Origin of the sequence: Pantoea nemavictus, assembly GCF_037479095.1 — a bacterium.
GTDB classification, from domain to species: domain Bacteria; phylum Pseudomonadota; class Gammaproteobacteria; order Enterobacterales; family Enterobacteriaceae; genus Pantoea; species Pantoea nemavictus.
Genome location: NZ_JBBGZW010000001.1, coordinates 1,842,485 through 1,865,168, shown reverse-complemented (window position 1 = coordinate 1,865,168; position 22,684 = coordinate 1,842,485). Strand labels below are relative to the sequence as shown.

20 protein-coding genes are annotated in these 22,684 nt (G+C 57.4%); 14 read left to right on the top strand and 6 right to left on the bottom strand.

The window, feature by feature from the left end; genetic code table 11:
• Positions 1–32: 32 nt before the first annotated feature.
• From kdpF to WH298_RS08515, 6 genes are all read left to right on the top strand, one after another.
• Positions 33–122 carry a K(+)-transporting ATPase subunit F gene (gene kdpF, locus WH298_RS08540; protein ID WP_180822654.1) on the top strand — a complete coding sequence of 30 codons (90 nt, stop codon included), beginning with the start codon at positions 33–35 and terminating at the stop codon, positions 120–122.
• On the top strand, positions 122–1,801 hold the full coding sequence (kdpA, locus tag WH298_RS08535) for a potassium-transporting ATPase subunit KdpA (protein WP_180822653.1): 1,680 nt from the start codon (positions 122–124) through the stop codon (positions 1,799–1,801). The genes kdpF and kdpA overlap by 1 nt, the downstream gene beginning before the upstream one ends.
• A 7-nt stretch (positions 1,802–1,808) precedes the next feature.
• Positions 1,809–3,857, top strand: a complete 2,049-nt coding sequence (gene kdpB, locus WH298_RS08530; RefSeq protein ID WP_049851884.1) for a potassium-transporting ATPase subunit KdpB — start codon at positions 1,809–1,811, stop codon at positions 3,855–3,857.
• 11 nt (positions 3,858–3,868) lie between these two features.
• The gene (gene kdpC / locus WH298_RS08525; RefSeq protein ID WP_180822652.1) at positions 3,869–4,441 is read left to right on the top strand and encodes a potassium-transporting ATPase subunit KdpC; all 573 of its coding nucleotides are present in this window, start codon (positions 3,869–3,871) and stop codon (positions 4,439–4,441) included.
• 89 nt (positions 4,442–4,530) lie between these two features.
• On the top strand, positions 4,531–7,203 hold the full coding sequence (kdpD, locus tag WH298_RS08520) for a two-component system sensor histidine kinase KdpD (protein ID WP_007889938.1): 2,673 nt from the start codon (positions 4,531–4,533) through the stop codon (positions 7,201–7,203).
• Positions 7,204–7,257: 54 nt separating this feature from the next.
• Positions 7,258–7,767: a TIGR00645 family protein gene (locus tag WH298_RS08515; protein WP_007889937.1), complete on the top strand. Its 510-nt coding sequence runs from the start codon at positions 7,258–7,260 to the stop codon at positions 7,765–7,767.
• A 113-nt stretch (positions 7,768–7,880) separates the two neighbouring features.
• Here WH298_RS08515 and WH298_RS08510 read toward each other — a convergent pair whose 3' ends face one another.
• Entirely contained in the window at positions 7,881–8,813 is a 933-nt protein-coding gene (locus WH298_RS08510) for a LysR family transcriptional regulator (protein WP_007889936.1), read from the bottom strand.
• Between the two features lie 92 nt (positions 8,814–8,905).
• On the opposite strand from WH298_RS08510, the gene WH298_RS08505 reads away from it, so the two are divergent.
• The 4 genes from WH298_RS08505 to WH298_RS08490 all read left to right on the top strand — a co-directional run bounded on the left by WH298_RS08505 (position 8,906) and on the right by WH298_RS08490 (position 12,977).
• Complete coding sequence (locus WH298_RS08505) at positions 8,906–10,111, top strand: MFS transporter (protein ID WP_180822651.1); 1,206 nt, start codon at positions 8,906–8,908, stop codon at positions 10,109–10,111.
• A 54-nt stretch (positions 10,112–10,165) separates the two neighbouring features.
• On the top strand, positions 10,166–11,515 hold the full coding sequence (locus WH298_RS08500; protein WP_007889933.1) for a cation:proton antiporter: 1,350 nt from the start codon (positions 10,166–10,168) through the stop codon (positions 11,513–11,515).
• 26 nt (positions 11,516–11,541) lie between these two features.
• A complete protein-coding gene (locus WH298_RS08495) occupies positions 11,542–11,889 on the top strand; it encodes a hypothetical protein (protein ID WP_049851888.1) in 348 nt (115 codons plus the stop codon).
• 191 nt (positions 11,890–12,080) lie between these two features.
• Positions 12,081–12,977, top strand: coding sequence for an alpha/beta hydrolase (locus tag WH298_RS08490; protein WP_180822650.1), 897 nt, complete (start codon positions 12,081–12,083; stop codon positions 12,975–12,977).
• On the opposite strand, the gene WH298_RS08485 is transcribed toward WH298_RS08490, so the two are convergent.
• A complete protein-coding gene (locus WH298_RS08485) occupies positions 12,978–13,895 on the bottom strand; it encodes a bestrophin family protein (protein ID WP_180822649.1) in 918 nt (305 codons plus the stop codon). It lies immediately after the preceding gene.
• 253 nt (positions 13,896–14,148) lie between these two features.
• Here WH298_RS08485 and WH298_RS08480 point away from each other — a divergent pair, with 253 nt between their 5' ends.
• Positions 14,149–14,790 carry a hydrolase gene (locus WH298_RS08480; protein ID WP_007889925.1) on the top strand — a complete coding sequence of 214 codons (642 nt, stop codon included), beginning with the start codon at positions 14,149–14,151 and terminating at the stop codon, positions 14,788–14,790.
• Between the two features lies 1 nt (position 14,791).
• Here WH298_RS08480 and WH298_RS08475 read toward each other — a convergent pair whose 3' ends face one another.
• A complete protein-coding gene (locus tag WH298_RS08475; RefSeq protein ID WP_049851891.1) occupies positions 14,792–15,694 on the bottom strand; it encodes a LysR family transcriptional regulator in 903 nt (300 codons plus the stop codon).
• A gap of 95 nt (positions 15,695–15,789) precedes the next feature.
• On the opposite strand from WH298_RS08475, the gene WH298_RS08470 reads away from it, so the two are divergent.
• Both WH298_RS08470 and WH298_RS08465 read left to right on the top strand, forming a co-directional pair.
• Positions 15,790–16,611, top strand: coding sequence for an SDR family oxidoreductase (locus WH298_RS08470; protein WP_180822648.1), 822 nt, complete (start codon positions 15,790–15,792; stop codon positions 16,609–16,611).
• A gap of 162 nt (positions 16,612–16,773) precedes the next feature.
• Positions 16,774–17,790, top strand: coding sequence for a zinc-dependent alcohol dehydrogenase family protein (locus WH298_RS08465; RefSeq protein ID WP_007889921.1), 1,017 nt, complete (start codon positions 16,774–16,776; stop codon positions 17,788–17,790).
• 42 nt (positions 17,791–17,832) lie between these two features.
• Here WH298_RS08465 and WH298_RS08460 read toward each other — a convergent pair whose 3' ends face one another.
• Both WH298_RS08460 and WH298_RS08455 read right to left on the bottom strand, forming a co-directional pair.
• On the bottom strand, positions 17,833–18,612 hold the full coding sequence (locus WH298_RS08460) for an L-threonylcarbamoyladenylate synthase (RefSeq protein WP_007889920.1): 780 nt from the start codon (positions 18,610–18,612) through the stop codon (positions 17,833–17,835).
• A 260-nt stretch (positions 18,613–18,872) separates the two neighbouring features.
• On the bottom strand, positions 18,873–19,805 hold the full coding sequence (locus tag WH298_RS08455) for a nucleoside recognition domain-containing protein (RefSeq protein WP_007889919.1): 933 nt from the start codon (positions 19,803–19,805) through the stop codon (positions 18,873–18,875).
• Positions 19,806–20,180: 375 nt separating this feature from the next.
• Between WH298_RS08455 and dinD the strand changes: the two genes are divergently transcribed.
• Positions 20,181–21,038, top strand: a complete 858-nt coding sequence (gene dinD, locus WH298_RS08450) for a DNA damage-inducible protein D (RefSeq protein WP_180822647.1) — start codon at positions 20,181–20,183, stop codon at positions 21,036–21,038.
• Positions 21,039–21,110: 72 nt separating this feature from the next.
• Here the strand turns inward: dinD and gorA are convergent, their stop codons facing one another.
• Entirely contained in the window at positions 21,111–22,463 is a 1,353-nt protein-coding gene (gene gorA / locus WH298_RS08445; protein WP_180822646.1) for a glutathione-disulfide reductase, read from the bottom strand.
• Between the last annotated feature and the right edge of the window lie 221 nt (positions 22,464–22,684).

The window sequence follows — 22,684 nt, the reverse complement described above, 5'->3', positions numbered from 1 at the left end:
TTACAGCACTACCAAATCCTCTGGAGGTTGCTGTGAGCGTGGGCGTGATAACCGGCATCGTGCTGGTATTTGTTCTTCTGGGCTACCTGATTTATGCCCTGCTTAATGCGGAGGCGTTCTGATGGCTGCGAATGCATTCTTGCTGATTGCGGTGTTCCTGCTGGTGCTGATGGTGCTGGCACAACCGCTGGGACGTCTCCTCGCGCACTTTGTCGCCGACAAGCCGCTGCTGCCGCGCACCGAACGCGCGCTGTGGCGGCTGGCCGGTTCGGATGGCGCCGCCATGCGCTGGCCGCACTATCTGCTGGCGATTCTGCTGTTTAACGCACTCGGTTTTGCTGTGTTATTGCTGATGTTGATGTCGCAGGCGGCGCTGCCGCTTAACCCGCAGCATCTGCCCAATCTGAGTTGGGATTTGGCGCTGAATACCGCCATCAGCTTTGTCACTAACACCAACTGGCAATCCTACGCGGGCGAAAGCACGCTGAGCTATTTCAGTCAGATGGCGGGCCTGACGGTGCAGAACTTCCTGTCGGCGGCGACCGGTATCGCGGTGGCGTTTGCGCTGATTCGTGGTTTCGCTAACCGTTCGCTGGCGACGCTCGGCAACGCCTGGCGCGACCTGACGCGCATCACCGTTTACGTGCTGCTGCCGATCAGCTTAGCGATGGCGCTGTTCTTCGTCAGCCAGGGCAGCATTCAAACCTTCGAACCTTACCATGCGCTCACCACGCTGGAAGGGGCGCGGCAGACGCTGCCGCTCGGTCCGGTGGCGTCGCAGGAAGCGATCAAAATGCTTGGCACCAACGGCGGCGGTTTCTTCAACGTTAACTCAGCACATCCGTTCGAAAACCCGACGGCGCTGACTAACTTCGTGCAGATGCTGAGCATCTTCCTGATTCCAGCGGCGCTCTGTTTCACCTTTGGTCAGCATCTTGGCGATCGTCGTCAGGGCCACATGCTGCTGTGGGCGATGACCATCATGTTCGTGCTCGCGGTGATCACCGTGATGTGGGCCGAACTGCGCGGTAATCCGCACTTTCTCGCGCTTGGCGCGGACAGCGCCATCAACATGGAAGGCAAGGAGACGCGCTTCGGCATTCTCAACTCCAGCCTGTTCGCGGTGATCACCACCGCCGCGTCGTGCGGAGCGGTCAACGCGATGCATGACTCCTTTACGGCGCTTGGCGGCATGGTGCCGATGTGGTTGATGCAGCTAGGCGAAGTGGTGTTTGGCGGCGTCGGCGCGGGCCTGTACGGCATGCTGCTGTTCGTGCTGCTCGGTGTGTTTATCGCCGGGTTGATGATCGGTCGCACGCCGGAATACATGGGCAAAAAGATCGACGTGTGGGAGATGAAGATGACCGCGCTGGCGATTCTGGTGACGCCAACGCTGGTGCTGCTCGGGAGCGCGCTGGCAATGATGACCGACGCCGGACGCGCGGGCATGGCCAATCCGGGTATTCATGGCTTTAGCGAAGTGCTGTACGCGGTGTCATCGGCGGCCAACAACAACGGCAGCGCCTTTGCGGGACTCAGCGCCAACACGCCGTTCTGGAACCTGCTGCTGGGCTTCTGCATGTTGGTGGGGCGTTTCGGCATCATCATTCCGGTGCTGGCGATTGCCGGTTCGCTGGCGGCGAAGAAAATTCAGCCGGTGGGCAACGGCACGCTGCCAACGCACGGCCCGCTGTTTATCGCGCTGCTGATTGGCACCGTCTTGCTGGTGGGCGCATTGACGTTCATCCCCGCGCTGGCACTTGGCCCGGTCGCGGAACATCTGCAATTAATTCAGGGATAACGGAATCATGAGTCGTCAACAACTGGCGCTGTTTGATGCGGCGCTCACTCGCGTTGCCATGCTGGATGCGCTGAAAAAACTCGATCCACGCGTGCAGTTCCGCAATCCGGTGATGTTTTTGGTGTGGATCGGCAGCGTGCTGACCTCGGTATTGGCGGTCGGCATGGCAACCGGCTCGCTCAGCGGCAGCGCGGGCTTTACCGCCAGCGTCGCCATCTGGCTGTGGTTTACCGTGCTGTTTGCCAACTTCGCCGAAGCGCTGGCGGAAGGGCGCAGTAAGGCGCAGGCCAACAGCCTGAAAGGCATCAGCAAAACCAGCGATGCGAAAAAACTGGCGGAAGCGCGCTACGGCGCAGCGTGGCATAACGTGGCCGCCGATACGCTGCGCAAGGGCGATGTGGTGCTGGTGGAAGCCGGCGACATCATCCCCTGCGACGGCGAAGTGCTGGAGGGCGGCGCATCGGTGGATGAGAGCGCGATTACCGGTGAATCCGCACCGGTGATCCGTGAATCGGGCGGGGATTTCTCATCGGTAACCGGCGGTACGCGCATTCTCTCTGACTGGCTGGTGGTGCAGTGCAGCGTCAATCCGGGTGAAACCTTCCTCGACCGCATGATTGCGATGGTGGAAGGCGCCAAACGCCGTAAAACGCCGAACGAAGTGGCGCTGACCATTCTGCTGGTGTCGCTGACGATCGTGTTCCTGCTGGCAACCGTTACGCTGTGGCCGTTCTCCGCTTATGGCGGCACGCCAGTGAGCATCACGGTGCTGGTGGCGCTGCTGGTGTGTTTGATTCCGACCACCATCGGCGGCCTGCTGTCGGCCATCGGTGTGGCGGGGATGAGCCGTATGCTCGGCGCCAACGTTATCGCCACCAGCGGCCGTGCGGTGGAAGCGGCGGGTGACGTCGATGTGCTGATGCTGGATAAAACCGGCACCATCACGCTCGGTAACCGTCAGGCGACGCAGTTCTTGCCCGCGCCGGGCGTCAGCGAGCAGCAGTTGGCCGATGCGGCGCAGCTGGCATCGCTGGCCGATGAGACGCCGGAAGGACGCAGCATCGTGGTATTGGCGAAGCAGAAATTTAACCTGCGCGAACGCGACCTGAGCAGCATGGGTGCCAGCTTTATTCCATTCTCGGCGCAAACGCGCATGAGCGGTGTGAACGTGCAGGATCGGCTGATCCGCAAAGGCGCGGTCGATGCGGTGCGTCGCCACATTGAAGCCAATCATGGCCGCTTCCCAACGGAAGTGAACGCTGCGGTTGAAGAAGTGGCGCGTGCTGGCGGCACACCGCTGGTGGTAGCCGAAGGCGCGCAGGTGCTGGGCGTGGTGGCGCTGAAAGATATCGTTAAAGGCGGCATCAAAGAGCGCTTTGCCGAGCTGCGCAAGATGGGCATCAAAACGGTGATGATTACCGGTGATAATCCACTAACTGCGGCGGCGATTGCGGCGGAAGCGGGCGTCGATGATTTCCTGTCGGAAGCCACGCCGGAAGCCAAGCTGGCGCTGATTCGCCAGTATCAGGCCGAAGGACGCTTAGTGGCGATGACCGGCGACGGCACCAACGACGCCCCGGCGCTGGCGCAGGCCGACGTGGCGGTGGCGATGAACTCGGGAACCCAGGCAGCGAAAGAGGCCGGCAACATGGTCGACCTCGACTCCAACCCGACCAAGCTGCTGGAAGTGGTGCACATCGGTAAACAGATGCTGATGACGCGCGGTTCCCTCACCACCTTCAGTATCGCCAACGACGTGGCGAAGTATTTCGCCATTATTCCGGCCGCGTTTGCCGCCACCTATCCACAGCTCAACATGCTGAACGTAATGGGGCTGCATTCGCCCAATTCGGCGATTCTGTCGGCGGTGATTTTCAACGCGCTGGTGATTGTGTTCCTGATTCCGCTGGCGCTGAAAGGCGTGAGTTATCGTCCGTTGAGCGCCGCGGCGCTGCTGCGTCGCAACCTGTGGATTTATGGCGCGGGCGGTTTAGTGGTGCCGTTTATCGGGATTAAAGCTATCGACCTGCTGCTGACGCTGCTTGGTCTGGCTTGAGGAGAAGAGAAATGAGTCAGTTACGTCCGGCTATTGTATTGTTAATGGTGCTTACGTTGCTCACCGGCGCGGTCTATCCGCTGCTGACCACCGGTCTGGCCCAGTGGTGGTTTCCGTCGCAGGCCAACGGTTCGCTGATTGAGCAGGATGGAGCGGTGCACGGCTCCGAGCAGATGGGTCAGGTGTTTACTCAGCCGGGCCACTTTTGGGGGCGTCCTTCCGCCACCGGTGATGCGCCTTATAATGCGCTGGCCTCGAGCGGCAGTAATCTGGCGGGCAGCAATCCGGCGCTGGATAAAGCGGTGGCGGAGCGCGTCGCCGCGCTGCGTGCGGCCAATCCGCAGGCGCCCAAAGCGGTGCCGGTAGAGTTAGTGACCGCGTCGGCGAGCGGCCTGGATCCGGATATTTCGCCCGAAGCCGCCTTGTGGCAAGCGCCGCGCATTGCCGCCGCGCGCAACATGGCGTTGAAGGATGTGGAAGCATTGATTGCCCGCCACACCGAGCGCCCGCTGTTGCCGTTTATTGGCGAAGAGACGGTAAACGTGCTGCGCCTGAATCTGGCGCTGGATGATTTGCAAGGTTAAACCGATTGCGCAATGAATTGCGCCGCTACGGTATGTGCACGTCATCGTAGCGGCGCGATTTATCGCGCGGTTTTTACAATGGACGATCGATGAACGACGACATTTCCCGCCCCGATCCCGATGCGCTGCTGCTCAATCACAGCGACAGCCATCGCGGTAAACTGAAAATCTACTTCGGCGCCTGCGCGGGCGTGGGAAAAACCTTCGCCATGCTGCAGGAGGCGCAGCGTCTGCGCGCGCAGGGGCTCGACGTGTTAGCCGGCGTGGTGGAAACCCACGGCCGTGAAGAGACCGCCGCGCTGATTAACGGGCTGGCGGTATTGCCACGTCGTACCTCCGGGCGTTCGCGCCATGCTGAATTCGATCTTGATGCCGCACTGGCGCGCCATCCGGCGGTGATTCTGATGGATGAGCTGGCGCACACCAACGTGCAGGGTTCGCGCCATCCGAAACGCTGGCAGGATATTGAGGAGTTGCTCGAGGCGGGCATTGACGTCATCACTACCGTTAACGTGCAGCATCTGGAAAGCCTGAATGATGTGGTCGGCGGCGTCACCGGCATCCAGGTACGTGAAACCGTGCCCGATCCCTTCTTCGATAGCGCCGACGAAGTGGTGCTGGTGGATCTGCCGCCGGACGATCTGCGTCAGCGGCTGAAAGAGGGCAAAGTCTACGTCGGCGATCGCGCCGAACGCGCCATCGAAAACTTCTTCCGCAAAGGCAATCTGTTCGCGCTACGCGAGCTGGCGCTGCGTCGTACCGCCGATCGCGTGGATGACCAGATGCGCGCCTGGCGCGACCAGCAGGGCCGCGACAAAGTGTGGCACACGCGCGATGCCATTCTGCTGTGTATTGGTGATGATACCGGCAGCGAAAAGCTGGTCCGCACCGCCGCGCGATTGGCGGCACGGCTCGGCAGCGCATGGCACGCGGTGTATGTGGAAACGCCGCGCCTGAATCGCCTGCCGGAAGCACGGCGTCGTGCCATTCTGCGCACGCTGCAGCTGGCGCAGGAGCTCGGCGCGGAAACCGCCACGCTCTCCGATCCTGATGAAGCGCGTGCGGTGTTGCGGTATGCGCGCGAACACAATCTCGGCAAAATCGTCATTGGACGGCAGCCACAGCGGCGCTGGCGGCGCGACAGTTTTGCTCAGCGCCTGGGCGAACTCGGCCCGGATGTTGATTTACTGGTGGTCGCGCTGGATGAACCGGTGCGTGACGCGCCGCATCCGCTCAGCGGCCAGCGCGGTAGCAGCGAAAAATGGCGGCTCTATCTGCGCGGCTGTTTGATGGCGCTGCTGCTGTGTATTTTGGTCACGACGGTGGGCCGCTGGCTGCTGGTGGCGTTTGATCCGGCTAACAGCGTGATGATTTATCTGCTGGCGGTGGTGTTGGTGGCGCTGCGCTATGGTCGCTGGCCGTCGGTGTTCGCCACGGTGATCAACATCATTGCCTTCGACCTGTTTTTCGTCGCGCCGACCGGCACCGTGGCGGTGTCGGATTTGCAGTATCTGGTGACCTTTGCGGTGATGCTGGCGGTGGGGGTGATTGTCGGGAATCTGACGGCGGGCGTGCGCTACCAGGCCAAAGTGGCGCGCTATCGCGAACAGCGTGCGCGCCATCTGTATGAGATGGCGAAAGCCCTCGGCAGCGACCTCACGCCGCAGGATATCGCCACCACCAGCCAGCGCATTATTGATGTCACCCTACAGGCGCGCAGTTTGCTGCTGCTGCCCGATGAGCAGGGCGAGCTGCAAACCATTGGCGATAGCGCAATGGGCACGCCGCCGGATCTCGCCATCGCCAAATGGAGCTACAGCAAAGGCCAGCCAGCGGGCGCCGGCACCGATACCTTACCGGCGGTGCCGTACCAGATTCTGCCGCTGAAAAGCGGCCATCACTGTCGCGGTTTGCTGGTGGTTGAACCGGAAAACCTGCGCCAGCTGATGATCCCCGAGCAGCAGCGCCTGCTGGAAACCTTCACCGTGCTGATCGCCAACGCGCTGGAACGCATGGCGCTGTCGCACAGTGAAGCGGCATCGCGCCTTGCCGCCGAGCGCGAGCAGCTGCGTAATGCGCTGCTGTCAGCGCTGTCACACGATCTGCGTACGCCACTGACGGTGCTGTTTGGTCAGGCGGAGATGCTAATGCTCGATCTGGCCAGCGAAGAGTCAAAGTTTGTCGGCCAGGCCAATCAGATTCGTGAGCAGACGCTGAGCACCATCCGCCTGGTGAGCAACATGCTGGATATGGCGCGCATTCAATCCGGTGGACTCAATCTGCGCGAAGAGTGGGTGGCGCTGGATGAGGTGATCGGCGGGGCGCTGAGCAGTATGGGGCCGTCGTTGAAAGGGCACGAATTTACGCTCGATTTGCCAGAGATGGTGCTGATTAAAGGCGACAGCGCCATGCTGGAGCGGGTGTTTACCAATCTTGTCGAAAATAGCCTGAAATACGCGGGCAACGCCGCGCAGCACGGTATTCGCGCCTGGTGCGAGCGCGATCGGCTGGAGATTGCGGTGTGGGACAGCGGGCCGGGTATTGCGCCGGAGAACCTGACGCGCATTTTTGATAAGTTCGCGCGCGGCGATAAAGAGTCGGCGGTGCCGGGCGTGGGACTGGGATTGGCGATTGGCAAAACCATTATTGAATCTCACCGTGGACGCATCTGGGCGGAGAATCGACCGGAAGGCGGCGCGGTGTTTCGTTTGTCCCTGCCGCTGCCGGCAGCGCCAGAAATTTCTGAAGAAGGGCTGAAATAACTTCACATAAGTTCGGTTATACTCGCCCACTTGTCTGTTGATTAATGGGAACTTATGGAACGTTTTATCGAAAACCTGATGTATTCATCGCGCTGGCTGCTGGCTCCGGTTTACATGGGACTTTCGTTGGGCCTGCTGGCGCTGACTATCAAATTCTTTCAGGAGATTTTTCACCTGTTGCCGCACGTTTTCAGCATTGCCGAAAACGATCTGATTCTGCTGCTGCTGTCGCTGGTGGATATGACGCTGGTCGGCGGCTTGCTGGTGATGGTGATGCTCTCGGGCTACGAGAACTTTGTCTCCAAGCTGGATATTGATGAGCACAGAGAGAAGCTGAGCTGGCTCGGTAAAATGGACTCCGGCTCGTTGAAAAACAAAGTCGCGGCCTCGATTGTGGCGATTTCGTCAATTCACCTGCTGCGCATCTTTATGGACGCCCGCAACGTCGAAAACGAAAAGCTGATGTGGTACGTGATTATCCACCTGACATTTGTGCTGTCGGCGTTTGTGATGGGCTGGCTGGATAATATGTCGAAGGCGGATAAGAACGCTGCGAAGATGTAGGGTGGTGTGCGCTGTTCCCTAACCCTCTCCCACAGGTGGGAGAGGGAACCGATTGATGCACGGTCCGCCCCCTCGCCCGCTTGCGGGAGAGGGCTGGGGTAAGGGAAAAACCGCTACCGCGTCGCTGGCTGCGCGCCCGCCAGCTTAGGCATTACTTCACGAATCATTTCGAAAAACTGCCGTAGTCGTGCCGGATAATAGCTGGCCCACGGATAAGTCAGCCACACCGGCAGCGGCGGCGCTTGCCACTCCGGCATTAACTGAATCAGATCCCCTTTAGCCAAATCTTCCTGCACCACCCAGGATGACACCACTGCTGCGCCCATCCCCGCCACGGCGGCTTTGCGCACCGCGTACAAACTGTCGCTGGCGAGACGTGGCGCAATCGCCAGATTCACCGGCTGGCCGTCGCTGATACGCTGTAAGGCGATTTCGTTACGATAAAAACTGGTCAACGCCAGCCACGGCAGGTTGTTGAGCTGCGTTACTTCGGTCACCGGCGGATAGGCCGCCAGCAGCGATGGCGCGGCCACCACAAAGCGCGGCACTTCAGCCAGCAATATCGCCACGATGGATGAGTCGCTCGGCGCACCGACCTGGATCGCGCAATCGATGTTTTCGCTGATAAAGTCCGGCGTGCGGTCATTCAGCATCCACTCTACCGTTAAGCGCGGGTAGCGGTGCAGATAATCAATCAGCGGCTCAATCAGCTGATCCTGACCAAAGGCGTGCGGTGCGCGCACGCGCAGGGTGCCAATCGGATCGTCGCTGGCTCCGGTCAGATCATCTTCCAGCGCATGCCAGGTCGCCACCAGCTGACGCGCCTGCGCATAGCAGCGCTCGCCATCATCGGTGAGCTTCAGCGCATGCGTGGTGCGCATAATCAGTTTGAGACCGAGCCGCTGCTCAAGTGCCTGCAGCCGACGGCTGATAGTGGGCTGCGTGGTGCCGAGCTGGCTTGCTGCTGCCGAAAGCGATCCACTCTCGACGATGCGGATAAAGGTCTGCATCAGTTCGATGCGATCAACGCTGGAAACCGTGTTCATACGTACCACGCATAACAGTTCTGTGTTTGAGCAGTCTACCGCGTATGGCGGCAACGCGCTTTAATAAGCGCACTTTCACGGGGGAATCCATTATGTCAGCCATCTCATCTTCAGCCATGCCCGCTGAGAAACTGCCCGCGCCGCTGGTGTTTACGCTCGCCGCCGGTGCTGGACTCAGCGTTGCATCGATTTACTACAGCCAGCCGATGCTGGATATCATCAGCAAACAGTTCAACGTCGGGATTGGTAGCGTGGGCATGGTGCCGATGCTGACGCAAGCCGGCTACGCGCTTGGCATTCTGCTGCTGGCTCCGCTCGGCGACCGCCACGATCGACGCACCATCATCCTGATCAAAGGCTTGCTGCTGGTTGCCGCGCTGCTGCTGTGTGGCTTTTCGGGTGGGTTGAACGCGTTGCTGATCGCCAGTTTTGTTACCGGCTTAACCGCCACCGTGGCGCAGGACATCGTACCGGCTTCGGCGGCGTTAGCGCCGGAGCGCAGTCGCGGCAAAATCGTCGGCACGGTGATGACGGGCTTGCTGGTGGGGATTTTGCTGTCTCGCGTGGTGAGCGGCGTGGTGGCGGAGTATTTCGGCTGGCGCACCATGTACCTGATAGCGGCGGTAGCGGTGTTGCTGATTAGCGGTGCGCTGTGGCGCGTGTTGCCGCGGTTTACGCCAGGCACTTCGGTGAGCTATCCGCGTCTGCTGCTGTCGCTGGCTCATCTGTGGCAGCACCATCAAACTTTGCGGCGCGCGGCGTTGGCGCAGGGCCTGTTATCGGTTGGCTTTAGCGCCTTCTGGTCAACGCTGGCGTTAATGCTAAGCGACAAATTCCATCTGGATAGCGCCGTTGCCGGTGCGTTCGGCCTGGCCGGTGCGGCAGGGGCGTTAGCGGCACCGTTAGCCGGTAGCGTGGCGGATCGTATCGGTCCCGCACGTGTCACGCAGTACGGTGCCACATTGGTGATGGTGTCGTTCGCATTGATGTTCCTGCTGCCGCTGTTGCCGATGCCGGCGCAGCTTGGTCTGATTATCCTCAGCACCATCGGTTTTGATTTGGGTGTGCAGGCCACGCTGGTAGCGCATCAGACGCTGGTTTACAGCCTGGCACCGGAAGCGCGCAGTCGTCTTAACGCCTTGATGTTTACCGTGGTCTTTATCGGCATGGCAACCGGTGCGGCGCTGGGTAGCCTGGCGCTGGCGCATTGGGGCTGGACCGGTGTGGTCGCGCTCTCGATGCTAGCCGCTGCGCTTGCCTTGATGATTCGCCTGGCAAGCCGTCATCTGAAAAACTAACCGCGTAACATGTGCCAGGCTTAAAGGAAGAATATTATTTAAAAACGGAGCGTTATGAATTTCCTGGCCTGGACCGCCGCCACCGGCGGTCTGCTACTTCTTATGTCACTGGCTTCCGGCTGGATTCACCGCGGGCCAGTGACCTCATTTGGTCTCTATCTGTTCGCGGGTATCCTCTGTGGCCCGTGGATGCTCAATCTGCTGCAAGTCGATATTATCGGTCACGCCAATCTCGCTGCGCACATCACTGAAATTACCATGGCCGCCTCGCTGTTTATCACCGGGCTCAAGCTGCGTTTGCCGCTCAATGCGCATGCGTGGCGCATCGGCGTGCGGCTGGCGTTTCCGGCGATGCTGCTGACGGTAGGCAGTATGACGGTGCTGGTGCACTGGATTACCGGCTTTGACTGGGCGCTGTCGCTGGCATTTGGTGCCATTGTGGCGCCGACCGATCCGGTGCTCGCCAGCCTGATTTCCGTCAATGATGCGCGCGATGACGATGCGCTGCGCGTGGCGCTCTCCAGCGAAGCCGGCATGAACGACGGCTCGGCGCTGCCGCTGCTGATGCTGGCCATGTTGATGCTGCAGCCGGGCGCGCTGAACATGGCTTCATTCGGCGAATGGTTCGCCAAAGACGCGCTGTGGGCGATCGGCGGCGGGTTGGGGATAGGTTTTGCGCTGGGCTGGCTGATTGGCCAACTGGCGACGCATCTACGCACCGCTAATCAGGATGTGGCGCCGAACGATCTGTTTGCTCTTGCGCTGATTGCGCTCAGCTACGCCGCTGCGCAGTCGGTTGATGCTTCCGGCTTCCTCGCGACTTTCGCCGCCGGCGTCGGTTTGCGTCGTGCGGAATTACGCGTAGTGAAGCACTATCCGCAGGATGAGATGTCAGAAGAGGAGCGTTTCTTACCGGCAGAAGCGCGGGTGAATACCGGTCAACGTATGGCGCAAGGCAGTAGCGGCATGGTGAAATCGGTCGGTTTGGTGATCGGCGATGCGCTCTCCTTTGGTGATACTATCGAGCGCTTGCTCGCCGCAGGCATGATGGTGGTGCTCGGCATTACGCTGGCGCAGCACTGGAATCTTACCGGCATCGGCCTGGCGCTATTGCTGTTTGTGGTGGTGCGTCCGTTGGCGGTGTGGATCACTACGTGGCGTTGCGATATTCCGTTAATGCGACGGCTGCTGATTGGCTGGTTGGGTATTCGCGGCATCGGCAGTATCAATTATATTGCCTATGCATGGGTGCACGGCATGCGTGGACCCGAGGCGGAGCAGATGGTGGATATGGCGTTGACGTTAGTGGTGTGCAGTATTGTGCTGCACGGCATCACGGTAACGCCGTTGTTAAACTGGCGTGCCGCCCGTCAGGCCGCACGCGCAGAGCGCAACGAAAACTGATTTATTGGAAATTATTGGAGCCTGTTATGAAAGCGTTATTACTCGCCCTCGTTGGGCTGTCTCTTTCGGCCGGTGTGTTTGCTGCCGAGGGTGACAATAATCAGGAAGAGAATGTCTATGCCAGCCAGCTGTGCCACCTGGTGAGCAGTGAAAAGAGCACCAGCGATTTGGATGGCTACACCGAGAAGCTGAAGTCCCAACTGGCGGCTAGCCAGTCTTCATCGGCGATGCAGCAGCCAGAATTCAATGAAGAGATCGCGCAGGAAGTGATTAGCGCGTGGCTGGAGCTGGGCGAAGATGAGCGCGGCAAACTGCGTAAAGATCAGCAGCAATGTGAACAAACGGTGATGACCCAGTTCCAGCAACAAGACTAATACCCGTCATACTTTCTGCCGCTCGAATTATTTAGGGTATTTGAAAGAACTCGCGCCTTTTTAGGCGCGTTTTTTTATGGCTTTTTTGTACGATTTACGTACATAATCGCCAACGTCGAAATCAGACATGCGTCACATAATGAGATTCAGCTGTTAAAGCTGGCATTTTTTGCATACTGGCACTGGGCAAGATGATTACACGTCGTCACTTTTTGTTGGCAACCGGAGCAACCGCTCTCTCGATGACCACGGGCAAGTTATTTGCTCGCGACGACGTCATTCCGCTGTGGCCCGACGATCCGCCTGGCGGCGGCGGCCCTTCGGGTTTGCTTAAAGTTAACAAATACGGCTCCTGGACCAACATCGTTTCTCCCGCCATTCAGCGTTTTCGCCCGGAAAATCCCAACGGCGAAGCGGTGATTGTCGCTGCGGGCGGCGGCTATCGTTTTATCGGTATGGGGCGCGAAGCCTGGCCGGTCGCGCGCTGGCTCAATGCAAACGGCTACACCGTTTATGTGCTCAGTTACCGTTTGCCGGGTGAGAAGTGGCAGGCGGGCAATCTGGCGCCGCTGCAGGATGCGCAACGGGCGATTCGTCTGGTGCGCTCCATGGAGCGCAAGGTGCATGTGCTGGGATTTTCGGCTGGTGGACATCTGCTCGGCATGGCTGCCGCGCGACCGGATTTCGCATCTTATCCGGCGCAGGACCCGCTGGATCAGGTTAGACCGAATGTGGATAGCGTTGGCCTGATCTATCCGGTGATCACCCTCGAAGCGCCGTATCAGCACACCAACACGCACCTGATGCTGGTGGGCCATAACGCCACGCCAACCCAGGAAGCCAACTGGTCGGTGCAAAACTACGTCACGCGGCAATATCCGCCCACCTTCCTCGCGCAGGCCGAAGACGATCGCACCTCAAATCCCCACAATACCGAAATCATGCGCGATACCTGTCGCCGCATGCGCGTGCCGGTTGAGTTGATTGAGCTTAGCAGCGGCGGCCACGGTTTTGGTCTCGGCAAAGCGGGCACGCCTGCCGCGCTGTGGGATCAGGCTTATGTGCGCTGGCTGGATAATCTGGGTTAATCACGTCAGATTAAAATGCGCATCCGGCCGTAACGGTTCGGGCAGCGGCATGTCGCCATTCATCGCTTTCAAATTGCGTTCGATGTTGACGCACAGCGCATCCAGCGGCAGATGGTTCGGCGCGGTGCCAAACGGATGTTCCAGCTCTTCCGCTAGCGCCTCGAGCGACAAAAAGGTGTAGGAGATAAACATCGACACCAGCGGCGTCATCAGATGTAAATCCGCCACTAGCGCGAACGGCAGCAGCGTACAGAATAGATAAACGGTGCGATGCAGAATCAGGCTGTAGGCAAACGGAATGGGCGTGCTGGCGATGCGATCGCAACCGCCCAGAATGGTCGACAGCTGATTAAGATTCTCATCAATGCTCTGCCAGACGATATCCGACACCAACCCTTCATCACGGCGCTGCGCCAGCCATTCGCTGAGGCACAATAAAATCTGTGAGGTCGGCAGCGGATGATGGAGCACCGCGCTGTGCCAGCGGGCGGGCAGCAAGCGCTGCAAATCCGTCTGCACCTCCGTTTTACGCAGCCGGTGCTTCAGACACCAGCAAAACGCCAGCTGCAAGCCGGTAAATTCCCGTATCTGCTCTTCGCTGATGCCGCGAATGCTTTTGATTTGCCGCAGCAGCGATCGCTGGGTGATGTGCAGGCTGCCCCACAAATTACGCGCTTCGAGAAAACGCGCATAGCTGGCGTTGTTGCGAAAGCCGAGGAAGATAGCGATCGACACGCCTACCAGGCTAAAGGGTGCGGTGGTGAGGTGAATGCCGAAGGTGGAGTACCACGGATAGCCAAAGATGGCGATCAGCGACATTAACAGGTTGAGCGACAGGCGGAACACGATGTTGCTGAGCACCGAGCCGTGCCAGTCAAACAAGCGCATAAACCAGTGTTGATGAGGACGTACGATCATTTTGCGATGGTGTATTTTTTTGATTTTGTGGCAACAGGTTACGCCGCTCAGTGCGCTTGAACAACGCCCATTCTCAGCATTTTTAAGGCCAATGGCATAGCGATTAGCTGTTTTTTTATTGGTAAATCAATCTTCTATAAACGCTTTGAACAAGTTGTAAAATTCTTTGCGTTATCTCTTCCTGTTCACCTTCTCTAAAGTTCATTCCAGCAGCACAACACACAAATTTAAAACCACTTTAGAGGAACACATCATGTCTAAATTCGATCTGCTCGACCCACAGAACTCCACGCTGATTTTCATCGACCACCAGCCGCAGATGTCTTTTGGTGTGGCGAACATCGATCGCCAGCAGCTCAAAAATAACACCGTCGCCCTGGCGAAAACCGGCAAAATTTTCGATGTGCCGGTGATTTACACCTCGGTAGAAACCGAAAGCTTCAGCGGCTACATCTGGCCTGAACTGCTGGCGGTACACCCGGAAGCGAAGCCGATCGAACGTACCTCGATGAACTCATGGGAAGACGCGAAATTCGTTGAAGCGGTGGAGAAAACGGGCCGTAAGAAGTTGATTATCTCCGCGCTGTGGACTGAAGTGTGCCTAACGTTCCCTGCCTTGATGGCATTGAAAGAGGGTTATGAAGTGTATGTGGTGACCGATACCTCGGGCGGTACCAGCGTTGATGCGCATGAACGCTCGATTCAGCGTATGGTGCAGGCAGGCGCGGTGCCGGTCACCTGGCAGCAAGTGCTGCTCGAGTACCAGCGCGACTGGTCACGCAAAGAGACCTATGATGCGGTGATGGATCTGGTGCGTGAACACAGCGGTGCTTACGGCATGGGCGTCGATTACGCCTACACCATGGTGCACAAAGCCCCGCAGCGCACCGCCTGAATCACGATGGGCGCGGCAGGCTGACTTTCAGCGCATCAATAAACAGCCGCAGCGCCATCGACTGATGTCGGTTGGGCGGGAACCACAGCGCAATCCCCGCCGATTGCACCCGCCAATCGGCCAGCAACTCCACCAGCTGGCCGCTGCGCAATTCCTGCTCCACATACAGCGACGGCACATAAGCAATGCCTAAACCGGCGAGCGCCGCCTGGGCCATCAGCGCGTTGCTGTCCAGCGTAAGGGTGCCGGGAACATCAATCTGGTGCGTTTCAGCGGCCTGTGCATATTCCCATTGATAACGTTTACCACTCGGCAAGCGCTGGCGAATACACTGCTGTTGCAGCAGATCGCGCGGATGAACAATCGCAGCACGTCGCGCCAGATATGCCGGCGCTGCCACGGTGACAAAGGTCAGCGCACCGCCGATCGGCACCGCCACCATATCCTGCGGCACATCCTCAATCAGCCGAATGCCGGCATCAAAACCCGCGGCAGTGATATCCACCAACGCGCCTTGCGCAGCGAAATCGAGCTGGATATCGGGATAGCGCGCGCTAAAGTCCGCCACTACGTGCTGCAACAGCAAACCAATCGAGGCATCGCTAGCGCTGATGCGCAAGGTGCCGTAATGCTGATGGCGGCTAGCGGAGATGTCGTGCAGCACATCATCCATCTGATTCAGCAGCGGCGAGAGCCGATCCAGCAGCTGTTGCCCGGCATCGGTGAGCGATACGCTGCGCGTGGTGCGCTGAAACAGCTGCACGCCAAGATTGTGCTCCAGCGTTTTCACCAGATGGCTGAGCGAGGAGCGCTTCAAGCCGAGCAGTTCGGCGGCGCGGCGAAAGCTGCGCGCTTCACCGAGCGTTTTAATGGCCTGCAACTCGTGCCATGAAGGACGTCTCATTGGTGGTTTTTCCTCACCGGGTCATGCGTAATTAGGTGGATTATCACCACCAGTAAAGCGTTCTACCATCAGGTTTTCAAGAAGAGGAGCACAAGATGAAAACCTGGTTAATTACCGGCGCCAGCAGCGGGCTGGGGCGTTTGATGAGTGAACGTTTACTGGCGCGCGGCGATCGCGTGCTGGCATGTGTACGCCGTGAGCAGGCAATGGTCGATCTGCAGCAAAGCTACGGCGAACGGCTGCAGGTGATGGCGCTGGATCTGGCACAAACCGCCAGCATCGCGCCGATCATAGCCCGCGCTTTTGCCGCCGTCGATCGCATTGATGTCGTAGTAAGCAATGCCGCTTACGGCCTGTTTGGTGCGGCCGAAGAGTTGAGCGATGCGCAGATCGATCGCCAGATCGCCACCAATCTTACCGGCTCCATCCAGCTGATTCGCGCGGTGATTCCTTTTCTGCGCCAGCAGGGCGGTGGGCGTATTGCGCAGATCTCTTCAGAAGGCGGGCAGGTGGCATATCCCAACTTCAGTCTGTATCACGCCAGCAAATGGGGCATTGAAGGATTTGTCGAGGCGGTGCGTCAGGAAGTTGCCAGCTTCGGCATCGACTTCTTACTGGTCGAACCCGGCCCAACCGCAACGCATTTCGCTGCCGGCCTGGATGTGGCAACGGCGCTGGATGTTTATCGCGATAACGCTTCAGGCCAGCTGCGCCAGGCGATTCTCTCGGGTGATTTCACTATCGCGGGCGATGCCGGGAAATGTGTGGTGGCGATGATCGCCACGCTCGATCAGGCCAGCATGCCGCTGCGCCTGGCGCTCGGTAGCACCGCGTATCAGCATATCGAAGCGGCGCTGGAGAGCCGGCTGGCGGAACTGCGTGCGCAGCGTGATGTGGCCTTTGGCGCGGATGGGTAACCGCATAGGATGTTAGGCGCAATCCGCAGATAGCTGCCAAACTCAGCCATTGTGCATTTTGCCTGGTGCGCATGAATGCGCACCCTACAACGGTCAGAGTAGGGGCGCCATTGATGGCGACCCATCCGCAAGCAAGCTTATGAGCCAAGGAGACGTTCCAACATGCAAGCGATGATCCTGAAGAATCCCGGTGGATTAGAGAATCTGCAACTGGCGGATCTCCCCGATCCCGGTAAACCTGGCGCAGGTGAGATCCGTGTGGCGATCCACGCGACGTCACTCAATTTCCACGATCTGCTGGTGGCGGATGGATCGATCCCCACCGCCGATGGCCGCATTATGATGGCGGACGGCGCGGGCGTGGTGGAGGAAGTGGGGGCAGGCGTCAGCGAATTTAAGCCGGGCGACCATGTGGTGTCGTGCTTCTTCCCGCAGTGGCAGGACGGCTTGCCGTTTAGCCAGGTGGGTAATTTCGCACAAACACCGGGCGATGGTGCGCACGGCTTTGCTGCCGACGTGGTGGTGCGTCCGGCGCAACATTTTACGCTGGCACCGCGCGGCTGGCGCCATGCGGAGGCGGCGACCATTACTACATCAGGCCTCACCGCCTGGCGTGCGCTGGTGGGTGATGCACAGATTAAAGCGGGTGACACCATCGTTACGCTGGGTACCGGGGGTGTGTCGATCACGGCGTTGCAGATCGCCAAATCAATGGGCGCACGCGTGATTGTAACCTCGTCTTCTGACGAAAAACTGGCGCGCGCGCGTGAGCTGGGTGCCGATGCCGGCATCAACTATCGCACCACACCGGAGTGGGGCAAAGCGGTACAGCAACTGACCGATGGGCAAGGCGCAGATGTGGTGATTGAGCTCGGCGGTCCCGGCACCATGGCGCAGTCGATTGAGGCGGTGCGCGTTGGCGGACATATTGCGTTAATCGGCGTGCTCACCGGTCGCGAAGGCGTGATCCCCACATCATTATTGATGGCGAAACAGGCGCGAATTCAGGGGCTGATTGTCGGCCATCGTCGTCAACAACAGGAGTTCGTGCGCGCGCTGGAGCAAACCGATGCTCGGCCAGTGATTAGCGATAGCTATGGTGCACTGAGCGATCTGCCAGCGGCGTTTAAGCATCAGCAGAGCGCGGGGCATTTTGGCAAGATTACGGTGGAGTGGTAAAACGCAGAGTCTGTTTCCATAGCGGAAACAGACCTATAAAAGTCAGTAGTAGTCGCCGTGGCGATAATCCCATGAAGGGAAGATGTCAGATAGCAGCGCCATAATTTTATCCACATCTAACCCTTTACGGATCAGCACCGGGCACGGCGTGATTTTACGTTCGCCGTTTTGCTGTGGAATCAGACGACCTTCGCTATCTACCATCGACACCATCACACCCTGTTCATAGCGCACTTTATTGGTGTCGTTAGGCTGGATGGACTTCACGTAAGCATTGGCTTCGATAATTAAATCGGCGCGGGCTTCAATGCGCTCGCCAATACCCTCGACCAAACCGCGATTACCCTGGCCGGACGGATTTGCCGAACTGGCAAAGGAGAATTTACCGTGCTGCTCCCACAATGCTTTTGCAATATTTTCGCCTGGCTTGCCAAATTTAATCACGAAGCAGCTGGTTTGACGGCCATCCATCATCAACTCTTTTGAGCCATCAGCGGGAATACGCGCCAGCGCATCGTCGCGCCACGGCAAAATACAGCCCAGCAGAATATCTTCATCCCAATGGCGCTGATAAAGCTGGTCGATTTCTGGCGTCAGTTGCGCCAGCGAACGCAGCTGTTCCAGCGAGCCACACAGCACTACGCCCGGTTTGTTGCGCTTGCGCTGTTTAGCTTCGAACTTACGTTCCAGCCCGGCTTTGTCGGATGTCATGATGATGTAACCCACTTTGGTGGGACTCACAATCATGCCGCCATCTTTGGCGAGAATATCAATGGCCTCAGGTTGTAAACCGCCGTTCCAGCTTATCTGCTTACCGCTCATGGAGTTACCCTATCGATGTAAAAGAGAGTGAGCAGGAATATTACCTGCGATGAAAACAAGGGCTTTATTAATTAACCCGTTATTTAATCAGGGTTAATTACAGTATCGAAGTATCTCTTGCGATAATAGTACTAAAATTAATGGCGGTGCAACTGCTGAAAATAACGATGAATTAAATAGGGGTAATAATAAATAACGCCTGTGAATTGTAGTGTTATTGATAAAAGGGCGCTGAAAATATTATTCAGCGCCAGAAATAATCAGAATAGGATGGCGTGCGCCACTGCACGCAGCGCGATGCCGAGCAGAATGCCGGGCACGGCGAAGCGGAACAGGCGCGGAAAGCGGCTCGACAGGCCAAGATAAATACCGATGCCGGGCAGATCGAAGGTTTGAATCAGTAATCCCGCCGAGGCGTTGATGTTGTGCGCGCTGTACAAGCCTTTCTCCACCAATCCTGCCACCACGCCGTAATAAGCGGTGCCGCCCGCCAGACATTTGGTTAGCGCCGGAAGAATGTAGACCTCGGAAATGTGCAGCTTGTCGAGCAGCGGCGATATCAGGCGCGTCAGCATATCTATGCCGCCAGCTTCTTTTAAAACGCCAACCACCGATAACGAAATTATCAGCATCGGCAGCGACCCGAGCGCCAGACGAATCGCATCGGAACCGGCGCTGTTAATAATGCCAATCAGCCCCATTTTGCTTTCGTTGCTGGTCACGGCGTCATCTTCGTTCAGCAGGGCTGCGTCCGAAAGTTTGCGACCAAAGAAGTGATAGGTGGTCGCCGCCGCTACGACTCCGCCGCAGACCGAGATAAATAGCGCGCTGCTCCAGTGTAATCCCGCCGGAATCAGCGGATAAAAGGTGCTGGCCTGCCCCATGGCAAACAGCATCGCCAGGGTGGCCGCCATATGACGATCGGAGGTACCGCGCTTTTCCATAATCGCTAGCGCCGCCAGCGGTGCCGCAAAGCTGACGAAATTAAGCTGAATCATGGCAAAAAAAGCCAGCCCGGTAATACCGAAGGGTTTTAATAACGGCGTGGCATGACGGACGACGAAGTCCAACAGACCTTTGACTTCCAGATATTTCATGATGAATAACATCACCACCATAATTGGAATTAAGGTGTAAAGCGCCACGTCCACCGAGGCTTTGCCTGCGGACATGATGATATCGATAATATTCATGCCCGATTACGACCTGTTTTCACACCGTTCTCCCCGAAAAAAATATAAACCGGCAATGCCATTAAGTTTGCGGTGCGCATTAATGCGCACCCTACAACATCGCGGTAACGCGTTGTTGTTTTGTCATTAATGGCGGCCGAATAACTCAGCATCCGCAAAGAAATAAATCTTATCCGTTACGTGGACTGTTGAGTAGTGAAGAAAATGGGTTTTGTATTTCAGGAAATGAAGTATACCGAACTATTTTCCATGACTGATTGCGGTTAAGTTCCAATAAGCGATAACGAAAAATAAGACGGACCTGCTATCGATGTAGAGGAAGGCTGGGCAGTTTGATCCCCGAGTGATGTGTGGACACGCATTTTAGGGGGAATGATGGAAAACAAACATATTCAGATGCTGACCGATGCTTTTCAACGCTGTTCTCAACAAACTGATAGTGGTGTGGAGTTCTGGTTAGCGCGAGATGTGCAACTTCTGCTGGGATATGGCAAATGGGACAACTTTCAAAGTGTGGTTTTGAAAGCCAAAACGGCTTGCGAGATTTCAGGGCATGAGGTGTTGGATCATTTTGCCGACGTCGGGAAAATGATCGAACTTGGCAAAGGTGGGCAGCGCAAAATTGATGATGTCATGCTTACGCGGTATGCATGTTATCTGATTGCTCAAAACGGCGATCCCAGAAAGCAGGAGATTGCCTTTGCGCAGACTTACTTTGCCATGCAGACGCGTAAAGCGGAGCTTATCGAATTAAGGCTGCTAGAAACTGAGCGGGTGCAGGCAAGGAAAAAACTGAGCGGAACCGAAAAAGAGCTTTCAAACGTAATCTACGAACAAACGGGTGGAAGCCAGAACTTCGCACTTATTCGCAGTAAAGGTGATTTTGCCCTGTTTAATCGTACTACTCAGGTTATGAAAGCACAGTGGGCTGTGCCAGAAAGTCGCCCATTAGCTGATTTCGCGCCAACCATAATTCTAAAAGCCAAAGATTTCGCCACAGAAATTACTATTCATAATGCTCGTACGCTACAAATGCAAAGTGAGCTGCAGATATCCGGCGAGCACGTTAATAATAACCAGGCGGTAAGAGAAACATTACTCAGTCGAGGAATTAGACCTGAAAGTTTATCGGCTGCTGAAGATGTAAAAAAAGTTGAGCGGAGATTGGCTTCAGCAGAAAAGAAGTCACTTGTTAAACCAGCGAAACTGGAAAAAGATAGCGATGAACTTTAATAAATCAACATCAGGATGCATAAGCATCCTGATGTTATTTACGAGATTAGCGGTTTATTAATCAAACCGATATTAACGCATCGTCACAAATTCTTCGGCCGCGGTGGGGTGGATCGCCACGGTGTTATCGAAGTCTTTTTTGGTTGCGCCCATTTTTAGCGCCACCGCGAAGCCTTGCAGCATTTCATCCATACCGTTGCCGATACCGTGGATGCCGACAATCTTCTCTTCCGGACCGACGCACACCAGCTTCATGCGACACGGCTGGCGATGTTGCGTTACCGCGGTGTACATCGCGGTGAAGGAGGAGGTGTACACTTTCACCTGATCGTCGCCGTACTGCTCGCGCGCCTGCGGTTCGCTCAGGCCAACGGTGCCAATCGGCGGATGGCTGAACACCACGGTGGGCACGTTGCTGAAATCCAGATGCTCGTCCGGCTTGTTGTTAAACAGACGCTCGGAGAGACGACGACCGGCCGCTACCGCGACTGGCGTGAGCTCAACCGCGCCGGTGTTATCACCTACCGCATAAATGCCTTGCACATTGGTGTTCTGGAATTTATCGACGCTGATATAGCCTTTTTCATTCAGCTTAACGCCGGTTGCCGCCAGATTGAGGTTATCGGTCGCCGGTTCACGGCCAATCGCCCACACCAGGCAATCCACGGTTTGCTCGTGGCCGCTCTCCAGCTGCAGCGTCAGGCTGCCGTCAGCGTTTTTAATCACGGCTTTCGGAATCGATTCGGTGTGCAGCGTTGGCCCTTCCGCCTGCATCACTTCTACCAGCGTATCGACGATCAGCGGATCGAAGCTGCGCAGCGGCGCATGCTTACGCACGAACAGGTGCGTTTCTGCGCCCAGCGCATTAACCACGCCGGCCAGTTCTACCGCGATGTAACCTGCACCCACCACCGCCACGCGCTTTGGCAACGCATCCAGCTCGAAGAAGCCGTCTGAGTCGATACCGTACTCCGCGCCCGGTACGTCTGGGTGGCTTGGACGACCGCCGGTGGCGATCAGGATGTGGTCGGCGGTGAGTGTTTTACCGTTGACTTCCACGGTATTGGCATCGATAAAGCGCGCGAAGCCTTTGATCACTTCCACCTTATTTTTGCCCAGCACGTTGTCATACGAGCTGTGAATGCGATCGATGTAGGCGCTACGATTTTTCACCAGAATTGACCAGTCAAAGCGGTTTACCGTGGTATCGAAGCCATAATCCGGTCCATAAAGATGAATCGCTTCAGCGATTTGCGCCGCGTGCCACATCACCTTTTTCGGTACGCAGCCGACGTTGACGCAGGTGCCGCCCAGCTCTTTGGCTTCAATCAGCGCGCATTTCTGGCCGTGCATCGCAGCGCGGTTAATCGAGGCGATACCGCCGCTGCCGCCGCCGATGGCGAGGTAGTCAAAATGTCTGGTCATCCGTTATGTCCATCTGTTGGAAGAAAATTGGCATAGAGTTTAACGCTTGAGGCGTGAGGCGCGCAAAGATTGCACCTATAAATGTAATAGGGTTGAATCCCGAAACCCGCCATACTTCAAGCCGCAGGCGCGTTGGCTGCATCCTTTAACCCCAGTCACATAGTGAACTATGCTCCTGGGTCTAAAGAATTTGCCGCCTTCCTGCAACATGAATTATGACG

Coding starts and splice junctions, on each gene's coding strand:
- WH298_RS08455 (WP_007889919.1), bottom strand. CDS start 19,805: ATGAATATTATCGATATCATCATGTCCGCAGGCAAAGCCTCGGTGGAC.
- WH298_RS08480 (WP_007889925.1), top strand. CDS start 14,149: ATGTCTAAATTCGATCTGCTCGACCCACAGAACTCCACGCTGATTTTC.
- kdpC (WP_180822652.1), top strand. CDS start 3,869: ATGAGTCAGTTACGTCCGGCTATTGTATTGTTAATGGTGCTTACGTTG.
- kdpB (WP_049851884.1), top strand. CDS start 1,809: ATGAGTCGTCAACAACTGGCGCTGTTTGATGCGGCGCTCACTCGCGTT.
- dinD (WP_180822647.1), top strand. CDS start 20,181: ATGGAAAACAAACATATTCAGATGCTGACCGATGCTTTTCAACGCTGT.
- WH298_RS08485 (WP_180822649.1), bottom strand. CDS start 13,895: ATGATCGTACGTCCTCATCAACACTGGTTTATGCGCTTGTTTGACTGG.
- WH298_RS08495 (WP_049851888.1), top strand. CDS start 11,542: ATGAAAGCGTTATTACTCGCCCTCGTTGGGCTGTCTCTTTCGGCCGGT.
- kdpA (WP_180822653.1), top strand. CDS start 122: ATGGCTGCGAATGCATTCTTGCTGATTGCGGTGTTCCTGCTGGTGCTG.
- WH298_RS08465 (WP_007889921.1), top strand. CDS start 16,774: ATGCAAGCGATGATCCTGAAGAATCCCGGTGGATTAGAGAATCTGCAA.
- WH298_RS08505 (WP_180822651.1), top strand. CDS start 8,906: ATGTCAGCCATCTCATCTTCAGCCATGCCCGCTGAGAAACTGCCCGCG.
- WH298_RS08475 (WP_049851891.1), bottom strand. CDS start 15,694: ATGAGACGTCCTTCATGGCACGAGTTGCAGGCCATTAAAACGCTCGGT.
- WH298_RS08470 (WP_180822648.1), top strand. CDS start 15,790: ATGAAAACCTGGTTAATTACCGGCGCCAGCAGCGGGCTGGGGCGTTTG.
- WH298_RS08510 (WP_007889936.1), bottom strand. CDS start 8,813: ATGAACACGGTTTCCAGCGTTGATCGCATCGAACTGATGCAGACCTTT.
- WH298_RS08500 (WP_007889933.1), top strand. CDS start 10,166: ATGAATTTCCTGGCCTGGACCGCCGCCACCGGCGGTCTGCTACTTCTT.
- WH298_RS08460 (WP_007889920.1), bottom strand. CDS start 18,612: ATGAGCGGTAAGCAGATAAGCTGGAACGGCGGTTTACAACCTGAGGCC.
- WH298_RS08515 (WP_007889937.1), top strand. CDS start 7,258: ATGGAACGTTTTATCGAAAACCTGATGTATTCATCGCGCTGGCTGCTG.
- gorA (WP_180822646.1), bottom strand. CDS start 22,463: ATGACCAGACATTTTGACTACCTCGCCATCGGCGGCGGCAGCGGCGGT.
- WH298_RS08490 (WP_180822650.1), top strand. CDS start 12,081: ATGATTACACGTCGTCACTTTTTGTTGGCAACCGGAGCAACCGCTCTC.
- kdpD (WP_007889938.1), top strand. CDS start 4,531: ATGAACGACGACATTTCCCGCCCCGATCCCGATGCGCTGCTGCTCAAT.